This is a genomic window from Rhodococcus sp. WB1, assembly GCF_001700945.1.
Classification (GTDB): Bacteria; Actinomycetota; Actinomycetes; order Mycobacteriales; family Mycobacteriaceae; genus Rhodococcus; species Rhodococcus aetherivorans.
The window spans coordinates 4,896,344-4,910,976 of record NZ_CP015529.1 but is presented as its reverse complement, the minus strand read 5'-3'; the positions used below and the strand labels follow the sequence as shown (position 1 = coordinate 4,910,976).

The following is a 14,633-nucleotide window of genomic DNA, read 5'->3' as shown; positions in this document are numbered from 1 at the left end:
ACGGTAACAACGACGAACTATCCCCGGATAGTAGATTTTTTCGGAACCCCTGGGTATGGAACGCCGCACACCGGACTCGGCTGAGGTGACTTCGATGCGAGAAGTCCGTGCCCGGGCGTCACCTTCGCCAGAACAGGTGGTGCGTCACGCCGCTCGGGCTGGGCACGACCTCGAGATGGAACCGGTCGAGTAGCTCATCGGGTGACTCCCAGAGTCGTACTCCGGATCCGAGCTGCACCTGCGAGACTGCCACGTGCATGGTGTCGACGAGGTCGGCCTCGAGAAACTGCCGGATGGTGGTAGTCCCGCCACCGAGTCGGACATCCTTGCCCCGCGCCGCCTCCCGCGCCCGCTCGAGGACCGTGGCCGGGTCGCCGTCGACGAAGTGGAAGGTGGTGTCGGAGAGGGTGAACGACGGGCGCGGGTGGTGGGTCAGCACGAAGACCGGGGTGCGGAACGGGGGTTCGTCGCCCCACCATCCGCGCCACTCGTGGTCGTGCCAAGGCCCGCGTTGGGGACCGAACTTGTTGCGGCCCATGATCTCGGCACCGATATTGCGGGCGTAGTCCCGCGTGAAGTAGTCGTCGAGGCCACGGCTGCCGCCAGGGTCTGTGCGCATGGGCCAGCTCGCCGTCGCGCCGGCCCACGCGAACATCTCGCCAGGGTCGGCGTGTCCGAACGGCCTCTCGAGGCTCTGGTGTACACCGGCCCCGAAGCCGTCACACGAGACGGTGAAGTTCTGGACTCTCAGCAGCTGATTCACTCGGTTCCTCCCGCACTCTCGATGAGGATGATACGGAGATTGAGACTCCATGGGGTGGACAAACTCATCGGTGGGGTGGCAATCATCCGAAATTCGGATCACTTCGAGAGACGACGGGAGGAACATCCGGGGAACAGAGTTCCTTGTCGGGGCGTCGGCCGCCCGGCCATGGTGATCGCAGGTGACACCGGGTCCGTGGCCGTCGTGCCGCGGTTCGTCGAGTACTCGAGGCATGAGATGCACAGGTTCACCGAACCGATCCCCATCCCTCCTGCGGCATTCATCGCAGCCCGACGTGGTTCACCCGCGACCTCGACACCACGGGACGGATCGAGACCGGTGTACTGATGGAGGTGGCGGTGCCGCGCTGATGGGAACCGACTCGTCGATCCTCGCCGACAGCACGCCGTCGCCACCGTCGGCCAACTCTTGGACGGCATCGCCTGCCGGGACCGAGGGTCGATCGCCCGGCGGTCGACCGGCCCACTCCTCGATGAGCTGCTGCCGGGCAGCAGCCAGCCCTTGTCCACAGGTCAGCACAGCCGGTACCACCCCGGTCTCGGCGGGGCGCCCATTGCCGTCGTCGAGGACGACGTTGCCGTGGTGCTCGGCGCCACCGACGAATCCGCCGAGCGTGCACCGAGGCCGGTCACGGCCGTGCTGGTCGCATCCTCCTCCGCGCCTCGAACGTGACGCTGGGACGATCCCACCGTGATCCTTGGACCGACGCGCGGACAACACGGTCGCGGACGCGGTCGCCGAACCGGCCGAGTGGGACCGGAATGCCTGGCCGTGGATCGCCGACGACTGCGCGCTGTGGTGCGGTCTGCATCTGCGAGCTCGCCATCCCGAACTCGTCCGCCGGTACTGGGTGCTGTCTCCGTTGTCATGACACCCACCGCCGCTGAGTGCTGCCGACTGGGTTCTCGTCACGCCTGTCCCATTATCCTCACGATCGAGCGAAGACGGAGGCGAGGCGGTGGATCGCTCGGGCTCGGGCCAGCCGGGGGATGTCGCTACCGTCTCTGACACGGGTGCCGTCCGCGCCGAGTTGGTCGATGACGTCGCGGGCCCAGTCGATGTCGGTCGGGGTAGGGCTCAGGGCGCGGTTGATGACGGGGGCCTGCTCGGGGTGCATGCACAGCTTGCCCGACAAACCCATGGTGCGGGACACGGCGAGCGCGTCGGTGAGCGCGTCCTCGGCGGTGGTGAGTGTGGGGCCGTCGATGGGGCCGGGCAGTCCCGCTGCTCGGCTCGCTACCACCAGTCGTCCCCGCGCGTAGGACAGGGCCGGTGCTAGATCGGCTGCCCCGGTGTCGCGGTGGAAGTCGCCGCTACCGAAGGCGAGCCGGAAAGTTGGTTCTGTGGAAGCGATGTCGTAGGCGCGTTCGATGCCGAGTGCCGACTCGACGAGTGCCAGGACGGGGGTGCCGGCAGGTAATCGTATGAAGGTCTCGGTGACCTGTTCTGCCGATTCGCATTTGGCGAGCATCACGCCCAGCAGTCCGGGTGCTCCATCGAGTGCGTCGAGGTCGTGGTTCCAGTCCTCGCTTCCGGCGGGGTTGATTCGGACCCAGCCGGTGCCGCCGCGAGTGAGCCACAGGTAGAAAGCTTCTCGTGCCGCGGGTCTCGCGGAGGGGACGACACCGTCTTCGAGGTCGTAGATGACGGCGTCCGCCGCTCCGGTGCACGTGTCACCGAGATGCCGGCTGTGGGCTGCGGATACGAGCAACCACGATCGGGCATCGGTGGCGGGGACGACGGGATGGTCCGGGGGCATCGGTGCCATGGGCGGTCCTCCAGGTAGTCGCTGTTGTTATCGGGACAGCCATCCACCGTCGACGGACAGGGCGGTGCCGGTGACGTAGGCGGACGCGGCCGAGGCGAGGAAGACGACCGCGCCGGCGAGGTCTTCCGGCCTTCCCCAGGTGCCGGTGGGGATGCGACGCAGCATGTTCTCGGCCCGGGTGGGGTCGTCGCGGTGGGCGGCGGTGAATTCGGTTTCCATGTAGCCCGGGGCGATCGCGTTGACGCGGATGTGGTGGGACGCCCACTCGTTTGCCAAAGCGCGCGTCAAGCCGAGGATTCCGTGTTTGGAGGCGGCGTAGGACGGGACCTCCATCCCGCCCTGGAACGAGTTGACCGATGCGATGTTGATGATGCTGGCGGCGGCGTTGTCGTCGAGGGCGGACCGCGCGAAGGCCTGGCTGAGTAGGAAGGGGGTAGTGAGGTTGAGGTCGAGCACCGCCGACCAGTCCGAGGGTGTGGTTTCGGTCGCGGGACCACGGCGGATGATGCCGGCGTTGTTGACCAGGATCGTCGGGTGCGGGAACTCGGTCTTGGCCCAGGAGAAGAGTTCTGCCGCCGATTCGGGGGTCAGGCCGCTGAGGTCGGCGGTGCGGGTCGCGCAGCGGACTCCCCGGGCGCGCACTTCCTTGGCGACCTGATCGAGTTCCCCGATGTCGACGGCGACGATGTCGGCTCCGGCCTCCGCGAGTGCGATGGCGAGCGCGCGGCCCAAACCGCGCGATGCCCCGGTCACGATGGCCGCGTTGCCGTCGAGTCGGAACAGGTCCAGGACCGGGGTGTGGACGGGTGCGTTCATGCGAGAGCTCTTTCTGCTCGGATCGGGAGACGAGACCTTTTGGCCGGGCCGGTGTGCGGGTGAGCGCCGCACACCGGCCCGGCGGCGTTGTCAGTTCCGGGTGGCCTCGTCGAGGACCCGGTCGTGGACGAGGGAGGTGCGGGCGGTTTCCTTCGCGGCGATCACGGCGATGATGGTGATCACGGCCAGGATGGCGAGGTAGATGCTGACCGCGATCGTGTTCTTCTCCTCGACGGTTCCCAGCAGTGAGACTGCGATGACGGGGGCCAGACCGCCGGCGAACACCGAGGCGAGTTGGTAGCCGAGGGAGGCGCCGCTGTATCGGACGCTGGTGCCGAACAACTCGGAGAACATCGCCGCCTGTGGCGCGTACATCAGTGTGGTGAAGATCAGGCCGATGAAGATGGCCGCCGCGATGATGGTCTGGTTGCCGGTGTCGATGAGGGGGAAGAACACGAATCCCCATATGCCGGCGCCGAGTGCGCCGGTGAAGTAGAGGGGTCGACGGCCGACTCGGTCGGACAGGGCGCCGATGAGCGGCGTGAGGAAGAACTGGGCGACGGAGGCGATGAGCACACCGGCGATCGCGGCACTCTTGGGCATATCCAGGTAGGTGACCATGTAGGTCATCACCACGACGGTGAAGATGTAGTACGAGGTGTTCTCCACCAGTCTCAGTCCCATGGCGATGAGCACCTCGCGCGGGTACTTGCGCAGGACTTCGATGATGGGGGCGTGTTCGCTCTTGTGGTTTTCGAGGGCCCTCTTGTTTTCGGCGAAGACGGGGGATTCCTCGATGCTCAGACGGATCCAGAGACCGATCAGGACCAGTACTGCACTGAGCAGGAAGGGAACTCGCCATCCCCAGGAATCGAAGGTTTCGTCGCTCTGGACCAACGCCAGCACCCAGAGAACCACCGCGGAGAGGAGGTTTCCGAGAGGAACGCCGGCCTGGGTCCACGAGGTCCAGAATCCGCGACGATCGTTGTCGCCGTGTTCGGCGGCCATGAGCACTGCTCCGCCCCATTCGCCTCCGACGGCGAAGCCCTGCAGTAGCCGGCAGCCGATGAGCAGCATCGGCGCGGCGATGCCGATGCTCGCGAAGGTCGGCAGCAATCCGATGGCGAAGGTCGCGGCGCCCATCATGAGCAGGCTGACGACCAGCATCTTCTTGCGGCCGAGTTTGTCGCCGTAGTGACCGAAGACGATGCCGCCGAGCGGTCGGGCGAAGAATCCCACCGCGAAGGTCGCGAACGCGAGCAGGGTGGCCGTGGCAGGTTCGCTGTCGGGGAAGAACAGGGGCCCGAAGACGAGCGCGGCGGCGGAGCCGTAGAGGAAGAAGTCGTACCATTCGACGGCTGTGCCGATCATGCTGGCGAAGGCGACCTTGACGATCGACGTGCGCCCGGCCGCGTGAGTAGCTGGTTCGACAGCGACATCGGAACTGGACATGGCGTGGCCTTTCGGGACAGGGGTGGGGTCCGGTGTGGTCATGGGACGAGCACGACCTTCATGTCGTGGCCGGCCGCGGCACGTTCGAGTGCCGAAGCCGCGTCAGTGAGGGGAATCTCGGTCACCAGCTGCGGCCACGGTGTCGGGTCGACGGCCATGGCGGTGGCAGCGGCCCGGTAGTCGACCTTGGTCGATCCGTAGCTGCCTTGCAGGCGAATCTCCTTGCGGGTGACGGCGTTGAAGTCGACCGTTCCGGTGCGGGCGAACAGGCCGACGACGGAGATGGGGCTGCCGGGGAGGACGGCAGCGATGGCGGCGTCGAGTGCCGCGGTCGAACCGGAGGCGTCGACCCAGGCGGTGGGGGTGAACGGCAGCTCGTCCCGTCCGGCGATCACGGTGCGCAGACCGAGGGAACGGGCGAGCGGCAATCGCCCGTTCTCGTCGTTGTCGACTCCTGAAAGTACGACATCGTGGCCTCGCTGGGCGAGGACGAGAGCAGCCATCGTGCCGATCGGTCCGGGTCCGGAGACCACCACCTGGGTGGGGCCCTCGCCGGCGTTCTCGATGTGCGCGACAGCGCGGCAGGCGACCGAGAGTGGTTCGGTCAGGGCCAGTGTCGACGCCGGCAGGTCGCGGTCCACCTCGACCAGGCGGACCTCGGAGACGACGAACGATTCGGCGGCGGCGCCGTCGAAGGACAGCCCGAGGACAGTGCGTTGGGGACAGATCTGGCGGAAGCCGCGCTCGCACAGCGTGCATACCCCACAGCCGTCGATCGCCACGGGCACCACTCGCTTGCCGAGCCAGTTCGGGTCGACACCATCACCGAGAGCTTCGACGCATCCGACCGCCTCGTGTCCGAGCACTACCGGGGGGCGGATCCATTCATAGCCGGTGTCGTGACGCCAGGCGTGCACGTCGCTGCCGCACAGGCCGCAGGCCTCGGTGCGAACCCGCACCTGTCCCGGGCCCGGTTCGGGCTTGGGCAAATTCTGCACGCGGACGTCGCAGGGGATGGCACTTTTCTTGGTGAGAGCTCGCATGGGGAACCTGTACTTTCGCCCGCGGGCGGGCTCAGGGCTGAAAGAGGGTGAGATGCCGGCGGACACCGCCCCCGCGTGCGTAGAGCACTCGGTGTGGTTGCACCAGGCCGGGCGGTGTCCGCCGGAGCGGCGTCAGCGGATGAAGCGGTCGACGTAGTCGGCGCCGAGACCGACCGTCTCGTAGTGGGCGCGGGCCTTGTCGATCTTGCTGAAGACGTCCTCGATGCCGACGGTGTTGCCGTCGACGTCGACGTAGATGTAGGCGCCGCTCACGTGGAACAGGGTGGCCATCTCGGTCACGTCTTCGGGGACCTCGAGGGTGTGGATGTCGCCGGGCGGCTCGAAGGCGTAGGTGCCCTCTTCGGCCCACCAGTCGTATTCGAGGTAGTGCCAACGGCCGCGCAGGGTGAACGCGTGCACCGCGCCGGCGTGCCGGTGGCGGGACAGGATTCCCGAGCGGCGTACTCGCAGGATGTTCACGAAGTAGCCCTGGCTCGCCGACAGCACCAGCGGGCGGAATTCGACGTCCTGGGACTGGGGGACCCACAGCCGTTCGTCGCAGTCGAGGTCCAGGGCACCCGGAACGATCAGGTCGTCACTCATGCCATACGGCTTGGGCCCCGTGTACGCGACCGCGGCCTCGTCCCTCATCTCAACGGTGGAACTCATGATGCTCTCCTTTCGCTTAATCGCATAAGTTACGGTACAGCCCTGTGTTTCAGCGCACAAGCCCCAAAGATGTCGGGGAGGTATTACGCGTCCACCTGGTCATATGCGGGCGGCGTCGCGTTCGTATGGGGCGACTCGAGTCCGCCATACCGGTAAGTCAATCTGATTAACCGAATCAGTCGAACCTGGGCGCACGCTGTGGCAGGAAGTCCCGGCCTGTGCCGAGTGCTTAACCGACTAAGCTTTCGGTATGGCTGATGTCTCCCACCCCCAGAGCGGGGACCGTCCCCGCGGAGGGCGTCCTCGCCGAGTGACGATGAGCGATGTCGCTCGTCGGGCAGGGGTGTCCTCGGCAGCAGTCTCCTACGCGCTCAGTGGGGCGCCGGGGGTGAGCGAGGAGCGACGTCAACGGATCCTCGCCATCGCCGAAGAAATGGGATTTCGGCCCAGCAGAATCGCCCGGGAGCTTCGCGCCGGTACCACGAAAGCCATCGGACTGCTCCTCGCCGACATCGCCAACCCCTTCTACACCGAGGTCGCCGGCGGTGTGGTCGCTGCCGCCGCCGAAGAAGGCTACGAGGTGTTCGTCTCCCATGTCGGCGTGGATGGCTCCCGCCAGGCCGATGTCGCACTGGCCCAGGTCGATCGAAACTGCAGCGGCCTGATCTTCACCTCGCTCGTCGCCGACGACAAGCCGCTCCTCGACAAGCTCCGGCACGAGAACATCCCCGTGGTGCAGCTCTATCGCAAGGTCGAGGACGAGCCCTCCGACTGGGTCGGCATCGACGACTATTCCGCCTCGTTCGAAATGGCTTCCCACGCCGTCGCAACCGGCCGACGCAAAGTCGCGATCCTCGGCGGTCCCGACACGTCCAGTGTGTCCGTCAACCGCATGGCGGGATACCGCGACGCCCTCACCAAAGCAGGCCTGCAGGCGATCAACGAACCAGACCTGTGGGGCGAACTCACCCGCGCCTCCGGGGCGCTGCGCGCACGGGCGCTGTTCGCCGAACACCCCGAAACCGATGCGATCGTCTGCGGCAACGACCTGATCGCCCTCGGCGTTCTCGACGTCTGCCGAGAAATCGGCAAGCGCGTGCCCGAGGATGTGGCCTTGACCGGTTTCGACGACATGAGTTTCTCGAGCGCAGGCCCGTTGCAGCTGAGCACCGTGACGGTGCCGCGGGACCTGATGGGGCAACGAGCCGCCCGCATGCTCATCCAACGGATCACCGGCGACGAGAGTCCCCCACGCAACGAACTACTGCCCTACAGCATTCAGGTACGGGATACGACCGCCCGCCGCGGATAGTTCGCTCAACCGGAGCGTCGTAGCGATCCGGTTGAGCGCTGCGCACCGCCGAATGGGCGAACCGATGCGCAGGCATGGCCGAACGAGGGCGAGGCGTGCTCGATACGTCGTTGGAAGGGCAGCCGTCCCGGTACGGGCCTGGTGGCTGCACCTGCGCACGACCCCCTTTCCTCAGGGACCGGAGAAGATCGCGTGCCTGTGCCGTCCCCACCGGATAGCTGAGGCGACTACCCTTCGTCGATGATCGGTACTCCGAGGAGTGACTCGTGACAGGCGCAATCGGGCAGTCCCTACCGATTGCGGTCGGCCTGCTGCTGGCCGCGATGCCGATGGTGATGCTGTCGGTGCTCCTGGTCACCAAGCGGCCGGTGAGCGTGTCGTACGCCTTCGTCGGTGGCTGGGTTGCGGGCCTGCTCGTCGTGGGCGCCGTGGTGCTCGCGGTGGCGGATGTGATCATGCTGGCCGACGAGCCCACCTGGTGGGCCGGTGCTGTGAAACTCGCGCTCGGGATCGTGCTGGTCCTGATGGCTGTCCGGAAGTGGCGGGCGCGGCCGCAGGCCGGAGAGGAGTCCACCGTGCCAGGGTGGATGGCGGCCGCACAGACCATGACCGCTCGACGGGCTCTGCGTCTGGGGTTTCTGTTTGCGGCGGCGAATCCGAAGAACCTCGCCCTGGTCGCGGCGGGCGCAGCGGTCATCGCGGACGCGACTGCGCGGGTGCTCGAGCAGGTCGTGGCGCTGGTTGTCTTCACGGTCGTGGCGAGCCTGGGCGTGGCCGCCCCGGCCGTGGTTCGGGGCGTGTTCACCGACCGCGCTGATCGCGCGCTCGCCGTGGCCGATGAGTGGATGACCCGGCACCACGCGGCGATCATGGCGGCGGTCCTGCTGATTCTGGGCGTGCTTCTGATCGGCAACGGGATCGCCGGGCTGTAGACGCCTGCCCTGAAGCTCCGTCGTCGGCAGGCTTGTTGCCGCCGGATCGATGCAACGACGTCGGCAATTCTGCACTGCGGTGGTGGTCTCCACGGTGGCGAGTTACGGGTTTGCGCTAGACGGTTTGGATGAGACGCAGGAGCGGAAGTACGCGATCGGTGCGGCGAAGATACCTGGCATAGTCGGGGGCGGTCTGCAGTATCCGCGGCCAGAACGCGGCTGCCTGCTGGGGTGTCAGCTCTTCGGCGCGAACCTGTTTCGTCTCGCCGTCGACCTCGACCTGCGCCTGGGGGTCGGCTTTGAGGTTGAAATACCAGCCCGGATGGGTTGGCAGCCCGCTGTTCGCTGCGACGACTATCAGGTCTGGGCCGTCCGGGAAGTACTGCAGTAGTACCGTGCGCGGCAGGCCGGAGCGTCGCCCACGGGTGGTGAGGATGAGCGCTCGGCGGTGCCACGGACGCACGATCCGGCCCCGGGTCCGTCGGATGAGCCATGCCCCGATCCCGACCGAACGGGTGTCGACGACGTGTTCGATGCGTGTCTCGAGCCGTTCGACGCGCCGGGCAGCACTGTTCGTGTGGTCGTTCGAATCGGAGTTGCGCAGCTCGGTGGCGAGCAGTCGTAAGGCGCTCCGGCGGATCAGGCCGCTGAAGGGACCGACGACGGTCCAATAGCGGCCGAACCGCCGTCTGCTCTCCGCATCGGTCACGGCGACGCGCGTTTCTACTGTGAGAATCGACGACTCGGCGCCGTATGGGGCGACTCTGAGGTTGAGCACGATCTTGGCAAAGCCCGGCTCTTCGAAGGTGGCGAAGCCATCCGGGCTGACGTTCGGACCGGACGAGGCGTCGGCAGCCGCCCACGGGCGACCGATCTGGCCGAGGACCATCTCGAGATTCGGTGCTTCTGCGAGCAGAACCCAGCCATGGTCGGTCATGTCCGTGAGCCGGAAGGTCGGTGCAGCGGCGGCAGCTACTCCCGGGCCGGTCCGGTGCGCGATGAGGCGTTGGGGGAGGGCGCGCAGACCGATGAGCGTCCGGATCAGCGGGGCCTGGAACAGGTCGAGCTGACGCGCGGCGCGGTAGCACGATCGGGGGTGGGCGCGGACGATGTCGGCGTGTGCGATGGAGTAGTCGTAGTGCGGTAGGAACTCATCGATCAGCATCGCTGACGCGGTCGTCGGGGCGGGCGCGGGGTGCGGCCGCGGGGCCGATTGCTCACCGTCACCACGATGCCTTCGGCATCCCGGGTACCGGCGGCTGCGACGGGGACGTCACTGTGCAGCGGAAGCGGGTGCCGACACCGATCAGCCCATCGATGAGCTTGTTCGCACGTAGCATCCGCGGGGTGTAGGCAGGTTCGTTGCGCTTGTCTATGACGACGTCGAACACTTCCTCAACCGGCCGGTGGATGAGGATCTCCCCGGTGATGGTCGCCATGGTGCTCTCCTGTCGACCTTCTCGGATGCTTGGGAAACTACCTCGAATGATACGGCCGGCAACTCCAGTAGTTCGCAGAAGAACTCAGCGAACTACTGGGGCGCAGCGGTGTGGTCGCGGGTTCATATCCTCCGAATCGGTACTGTTCGCCGGCGAGGCGCAGCTTGCGGTCCTCGACCATCGGAGTCGCACGCCCCGAGGTGGCAGCCGTGACCGGCGCGCCGGCGTGGACGCGGCGACATGCCGGTCCAGCACCCGCACGCACGCCGCGTCCCGCGGTGGATCCACATTAACGGCATACCGACTGTGGATGCGGCTATCGGCCGAGCCGGCAACACCTGCCGACTGATAGCCGGCGACCCACCGCTCGAGTGTGCTCACCGACACGTGCAGCTCCTCGGCTTGGTGGCCGTGGCGCCGATCGGAACATTCCGGCGTCGTCGCGACGGGACTACCGGTGTCCTGCACGTATCCGACCTCGACTTCGCCGGTCCGGGCACGATTCCTGTGTTGACCCCGAGGGACATCGAACCGCATCGAACTCGGTCCGGTTTCATTCAGCTGCCTGATCGGTCGACGACAAGCGGGCGAGGTGTCGAGTGTCAGTCCAGCATTTCCTTGAGATAGGCGGTGATCATGGCCGTCAGCTGGTCCGCGATGACGTCCGGCTCGATGGGCGGCTGATCGAGCACGTAGCCGACCGCGACGTTCTCGACGGTGCGGACGAGCATCCACGCGATGGCCTCGGGATGCTCGATCGGGCGCCGGCCGGGATTGAAGCGCAGCCACATGGCCAGCAGCGCGTCGATGCGGTGTTCGAACGCGACCAGCCGGCTGTCCGGCGTGCGGGGGAGTTGTTCGATGAGCACGCGCAGCAGGCGGGGGTTCTCGCCGAGTGCCTCGAGCAGCACCCGCATGTTGGTTCGCACCGATTCGGTCCAGGTGGGGGCGTCGAGCGCACCGGTGAACACGTGCGAAATGCGAGCTTGCACCTCCTCGGTCCAGCGGTCGACGACTTCGGCCACGATGGCATCCTTGCCGGGGAAGTACTGGTACAGCGATCCGGGGCTGATGCCCGCCGCGGCGGCGATCCGATTGGTGGAGGCGCCCTCGTATCCGTCGGTGAGCAGGACCTCCCGGCCGGCGGCGACGATGCGTTCGACCATCTCCTGCGAGCGGCGCTGCTGCGGTACGCGGCGCATCCGGCCCTGCTCCGCCGGTCTCACCGGCACCGTCCGGATGCGAATTGAACGCGAGTAATTGCTCGTGTAAGCATCGGCCCATGGTGGCACAGGAGATTCGACAGGACGCGCAGGCGGTGCGTTACCCGCACCGATACGTCGGCATCCGACCCAGAAACGAGCGCATCGGGCGGCCCCTGCGTGCCTACGCGCGGATCGGTGCCGTCGACGAGGAACTGCTCGACCGGATCGGCCGCCGGATGGTCGCCCGCGACGAGGTGGGCGCGGACCTGGTGCGCGCGATGCGCCGCCCCCGGACGGACGCCGAGCGGGTGACCATGGCGCAGTTCCAGCGGGCGCTCGAGCACGGCATCGACGCGGTGCCGGACGCGCCGGACGCACTGCGACGGTTCTTCGCCGTGGTCGATCACGTCCCCGAATGGGTGGACTTCGGCCTGGTGGAGAAGGGTGCCCGGGCCTTCCGCCGGATGGGCCGCAGCCGCATCGACGTGCTGCTCCAGCTGTCGCTCATCGGCGGTTACCGGTTCGGTGGGCCGCCGGATCTGCTGGTCGAGACCGGGGGCCTGACCGGTTCGACCGCGATGCGACGCCTCGGCGAAACCCAGAAGTGGGGTACGGCTGTCGGCGAGCCCGGTGGGATGCGCCGGGACGGTGAGGGATTCAAGCTCACCGTGCACGTGCGCGCCATGCACGCGCTGATCAACCACCAGTTCGAGACCAACGGTCGATGGGACATCGAACGCTGGGGGCTGCCGATCAACCAGACCGACCAGGCGGCAACCCTGGGGCTGTTCAACGGCACACTGCTGCTCGGCATGCGGGCGCTCGGCTACTTCGTCACCCGTGAGGAGTCCCGGGCGGTGATGCACCTGTGGAAATACGTCGGATGGCTCATGGGCATCGACGAGGACTGGCTGTTCGACACCGAACGCGAGCAGCACGTGTTCAACTACCACGTGCTGTTGGTGCAGGACGACGTCACGCCCGCGGGGGCCGCGCTGTCCGGGGCCCTCGTGGAGGGCCAGCGCACCCTCGACTACGGCCGGTTCGGCGACGTGCGCGGCCGGTACGAGCGGCAGCGCCTGCTGAGCATGCTCCGGTACTTCCTCGGCACGCAGAGCCTGCGGGAGCTGGGTCTGCCCGTCACCCCGGCATGGGCGGTTCCGCCGGTGGTGGTCAAGAACGTCGTCATCTCCACAGTGGTCGCACGCACGCGCACCGGGAGGCGGTTCCTCGAGCGGCTCGGCGACCGGGCCGCACGGCGCGAACTCGCCTCGAAGTTCGGGGCGTCGAGGCCCGCCGTCGGCGCGCTGCCCGGCTGAGCTTTTCCCGGCCGCCCACCGGGGGCCGGATCGGTCGCGTCGTCCCGGTCGCTAGGCTTGTCCCGGCAAGCCGGACCGCCGGTCTCCAGCAGCTGCGGGCGGCGGTCGTCGAGTGGAGCGGGTGAAAGACGTTGACGGACTCCGGAGAGCTGAGCATCGGGCCCCTTGTGCGCCCGTCCGACGGCAGTGACGACACGGCGAAGGTGGTCGCCGACCTCGTCAATGCCGTCTATGCGGTCGCCGAGGAAGGCATGTGGCCGGAGGGAGCCACCCGGACCTCGGCGAGCGAGATCGCCGAATTGGCCGGTGCCGGCCGGCTCTTCGTCGCCTCGCTCGGTGACCGGATCGTGGGCTGCGTGAAGGTGGTGCAGCTCGACGCCCGCGTCGCCGAGTTCGGGATGCTCGCTGCCGATCCGGAGGTGCGGGGCGCCGGCATCGGCCGTGCCCTCGTGCGGTTCGCCGAGGCCCACGCGGCACGGCTCGGGAGCGAGATCATGCAGCTCGAGGTCATCCAGCCGAGAGACTTCGAGCACCCGTCGAAGGTGTTCCTGTCGCAGTGGTATCCGCGAATGGGGTACGAGCCGGTGCGGACGGACGGGCCCGAGGTCATGTACCCCGAACTGGTCCCGCTGCTCGCGGTCCCGTGCGACGTCGTCGTCTACCACAAGCGGCTCGGCTGACCGGTCCGTCTCCGCGTGGCGCCCGGCGCGGGCGGCGGCGACGTGCTTCCATGGTCGGACGAGTTCCGCGAGGAGGCGAGATGACGAGCAACCGTATCGGCCGCCATGCCCGGCGCGCGGGAGCCACGCTGCTGCTGACGGCCGCGGCCGTCCTCGGTGCGTCCGGTCCGGCAGCGGCCCAGGACGAGTGGCCCGAGATTCCGTCCTATCCGACACCGATGGTGCCGTTCGAGACCAAGGACTTCCTCACCCCGGCGGACCTCGACTACTGGAATCCGCTGGTGAACCGGAATCGGCTCACGTCACCGTTCGGCACCGGCACCCGGATCGTCTGCGTCGGATTCCACGGCGTGACCACCGACTGCTGGCAGGCCGATCAGAACGGACAGCCGCACAAGCTGATCCGGCTGCCGGCCAATCTGCCGAACGTCACGGGTTCGAGTCTGCCGGGCGGTGGGCCGGGACACTTCGTCTACCCGATCCTCTGAATCCGCACCGCGGACATATCAGCCGGTGAACAACACCGCTGCCTGAGCCGGCAACCGCGCGCCGTCCTTGCGGCGGAACAGTTCCGCCGGCCGGCCGGCGCCCGGACTCGACATGCGCCCGGTGCTGACGAGAGCGTCGACCACGTGGCGGCGGAACGAATCCTTCTGCAGCGGAACGCCGAATATCACCTCGTACAACCGCCGCAGCTCGAGGACGGTGAACTCGTCGCCGAGCAGTCCGTCGGGATCCACGCGCTGCGCGTAGCGGGTTCGCAGATCCGCGACGGCCGCCGCCACCATCTCGGCATGGTCGAAGGCCAACGGCTGCTCGGCCTTTCCGTCGCGCACGCACACGAGGTGGGCGTCGCCCGGAAGGTCCTTGCGAGGCAACGCCGCGGCGTGGGCGATCGAGATCACCCATCCGCGCGGGTCCCGGTCGGGAGCGTCGAACACGCCGATCTGATGGAACCGGATGCCGGTGAGGCTCGTCTTGTCACGCAGTGCACGTCGGGCGGCGTCGGCGGCGCGTTCGCGTTCGTGGAGGAAGGTGCCGGGCAGGGCCAGGTCTCCGAGACTGTGCTCGACCACCAGCACTCGCAGTTCGCCGTCGGAGTAGGTCAACACGGCGATGTCCACCGCGGTCGAGGGGTGCGGGTACTCGGCCAGCTTCCGGCCCGCCCCGTCCGTCCAGTCGCTCACGGTTGCACTTTAGCGTGATTTTGATCT

The 14,633-nt window shown here is 67.5% G+C and carries 16 protein-coding genes; 6 read left to right on the top strand and 10 right to left on the bottom strand.

Annotated elements, in window-relative coordinates; all coding sequences use genetic code 11:
- Positions 1-118: 118 nt before the first annotated feature.
- Positions 119-763, bottom strand: a complete 645-nt coding sequence (locus A4U64_RS21975) for a dihydrofolate reductase family protein (RefSeq protein ID WP_006942042.1) — start codon at positions 761-763, stop codon at positions 119-121.
- A 522-nt stretch (positions 764-1,285) separates the two neighbouring features.
- Here A4U64_RS21975 and A4U64_RS28905 point away from each other — a divergent pair.
- Positions 1,286-1,456, top strand: coding sequence for a hypothetical protein (locus A4U64_RS28905; RefSeq protein ID WP_231385998.1), 171 nt, complete (start codon positions 1,286-1,288; stop codon positions 1,454-1,456).
- Positions 1,457-1,712: 256 nt separating this feature from the next.
- Here the strand turns inward: A4U64_RS28905 and A4U64_RS21965 are convergent, their stop codons facing one another.
- The 5 genes from A4U64_RS21965 to A4U64_RS21945 form a co-directional block, all read right to left on the bottom strand.
- Positions 1,713-2,552: an HpcH/HpaI aldolase/citrate lyase family protein gene (locus tag A4U64_RS21965; protein ID WP_065923110.1), complete on the bottom strand. Its 840-nt coding sequence runs from the start codon at positions 2,550-2,552 to the stop codon at positions 1,713-1,715.
- Positions 2,553-2,579: 27 nt separating this feature from the next.
- Positions 2,580-3,368 carry an SDR family oxidoreductase gene (locus A4U64_RS21960; protein WP_006942030.1) on the bottom strand — a complete coding sequence of 263 codons (789 nt, stop codon included), beginning with the start codon at positions 3,366-3,368 and terminating at the stop codon, positions 2,580-2,582.
- Between the two features lie 90 nt (positions 3,369-3,458).
- On the bottom strand, positions 3,459-4,820 hold the full coding sequence (locus tag A4U64_RS21955) for an MFS transporter (protein WP_006942028.1): 1,362 nt from the start codon (positions 4,818-4,820) through the stop codon (positions 3,459-3,461).
- A 38-nt stretch (positions 4,821-4,858) separates the two neighbouring features.
- Positions 4,859-5,818 carry an alcohol dehydrogenase catalytic domain-containing protein gene (locus A4U64_RS21950; RefSeq protein WP_232334122.1) on the bottom strand — a complete coding sequence of 320 codons (960 nt, stop codon included), beginning with the start codon at positions 5,816-5,818 and terminating at the stop codon, positions 4,859-4,861.
- A gap of 177 nt (positions 5,819-5,995) precedes the next feature.
- Positions 5,996-6,532 carry a 2,4'-dihydroxyacetophenone dioxygenase family protein gene (locus A4U64_RS21945; protein WP_006942026.1) on the bottom strand — a complete coding sequence of 179 codons (537 nt, stop codon included), beginning with the start codon at positions 6,530-6,532 and terminating at the stop codon, positions 5,996-5,998.
- Between the two features lie 250 nt (positions 6,533-6,782).
- On the opposite strand from A4U64_RS21945, the gene A4U64_RS21940 reads away from it, so the two are divergent.
- Both A4U64_RS21940 and A4U64_RS21935 read left to right on the top strand, forming a co-directional pair.
- Positions 6,783-7,844, top strand: coding sequence for a LacI family DNA-binding transcriptional regulator (locus tag A4U64_RS21940; protein WP_065923108.1), 1,062 nt, complete (start codon positions 6,783-6,785; stop codon positions 7,842-7,844).
- 266 nt (positions 7,845-8,110) lie between these two features.
- Entirely contained in the window at positions 8,111-8,776 is a 666-nt protein-coding gene (locus A4U64_RS21935) for a GAP family protein (RefSeq protein WP_006942023.1), read from the top strand.
- Positions 8,777-8,891: 115 nt separating this feature from the next.
- On the opposite strand, the gene A4U64_RS27865 is transcribed toward A4U64_RS21935, so the two are convergent.
- From A4U64_RS27865 to A4U64_RS21920, 3 genes are all read right to left on the bottom strand, one after another.
- Positions 8,892-9,941: a nitroreductase/quinone reductase family protein gene (locus A4U64_RS27865; RefSeq protein WP_006942020.1), complete on the bottom strand. Its 1,050-nt coding sequence runs from the start codon at positions 9,939-9,941 to the stop codon at positions 8,892-8,894.
- 58 nt (positions 9,942-9,999) lie between these two features.
- The gene (locus A4U64_RS21925; protein WP_006942019.1) at positions 10,000-10,215 is read right to left on the bottom strand and encodes a hypothetical protein; all 216 of its coding nucleotides are present in this window, start codon (positions 10,213-10,215) and stop codon (positions 10,000-10,002) included.
- A 602-nt stretch (positions 10,216-10,817) separates the two neighbouring features.
- Positions 10,818-11,447, bottom strand: a complete 630-nt coding sequence (locus tag A4U64_RS21920) for a TetR/AcrR family transcriptional regulator (protein ID WP_231772068.1) — start codon at positions 11,445-11,447, stop codon at positions 10,818-10,820.
- 50 nt (positions 11,448-11,497) lie between these two features.
- On the opposite strand from A4U64_RS21920, the gene A4U64_RS21915 reads away from it, so the two are divergent.
- The 3 genes from A4U64_RS21915 to A4U64_RS21905 all read left to right on the top strand — a co-directional run bounded on the left by A4U64_RS21915 (position 11,498) and on the right by A4U64_RS21905 (position 13,907).
- Positions 11,498-12,739 (top strand): oxygenase MpaB family protein, encoded by a 1,242-nt coding sequence (locus A4U64_RS21915; protein ID WP_065923107.1) that lies wholly within the window; start codon positions 11,498-11,500, stop codon positions 12,737-12,739.
- A 131-nt stretch (positions 12,740-12,870) separates the two neighbouring features.
- Positions 12,871-13,419, top strand: a complete 549-nt coding sequence (locus A4U64_RS21910; RefSeq protein WP_231772066.1) for a GNAT family N-acetyltransferase — start codon at positions 12,871-12,873, stop codon at positions 13,417-13,419.
- 80 nt (positions 13,420-13,499) lie between these two features.
- Entirely contained in the window at positions 13,500-13,907 is a 408-nt protein-coding gene (locus A4U64_RS21905) for a hypothetical protein (protein ID WP_006942012.1), read from the top strand.
- A gap of 18 nt (positions 13,908-13,925) precedes the next feature.
- Here the strand turns inward: A4U64_RS21905 and A4U64_RS21900 are convergent, their stop codons facing one another.
- Complete coding sequence (locus A4U64_RS21900; RefSeq protein ID WP_043802267.1) at positions 13,926-14,606, bottom strand: NUDIX hydrolase; 681 nt, start codon at positions 14,604-14,606, stop codon at positions 13,926-13,928.
- Between the last annotated feature and the right edge of the window lie 27 nt (positions 14,607-14,633).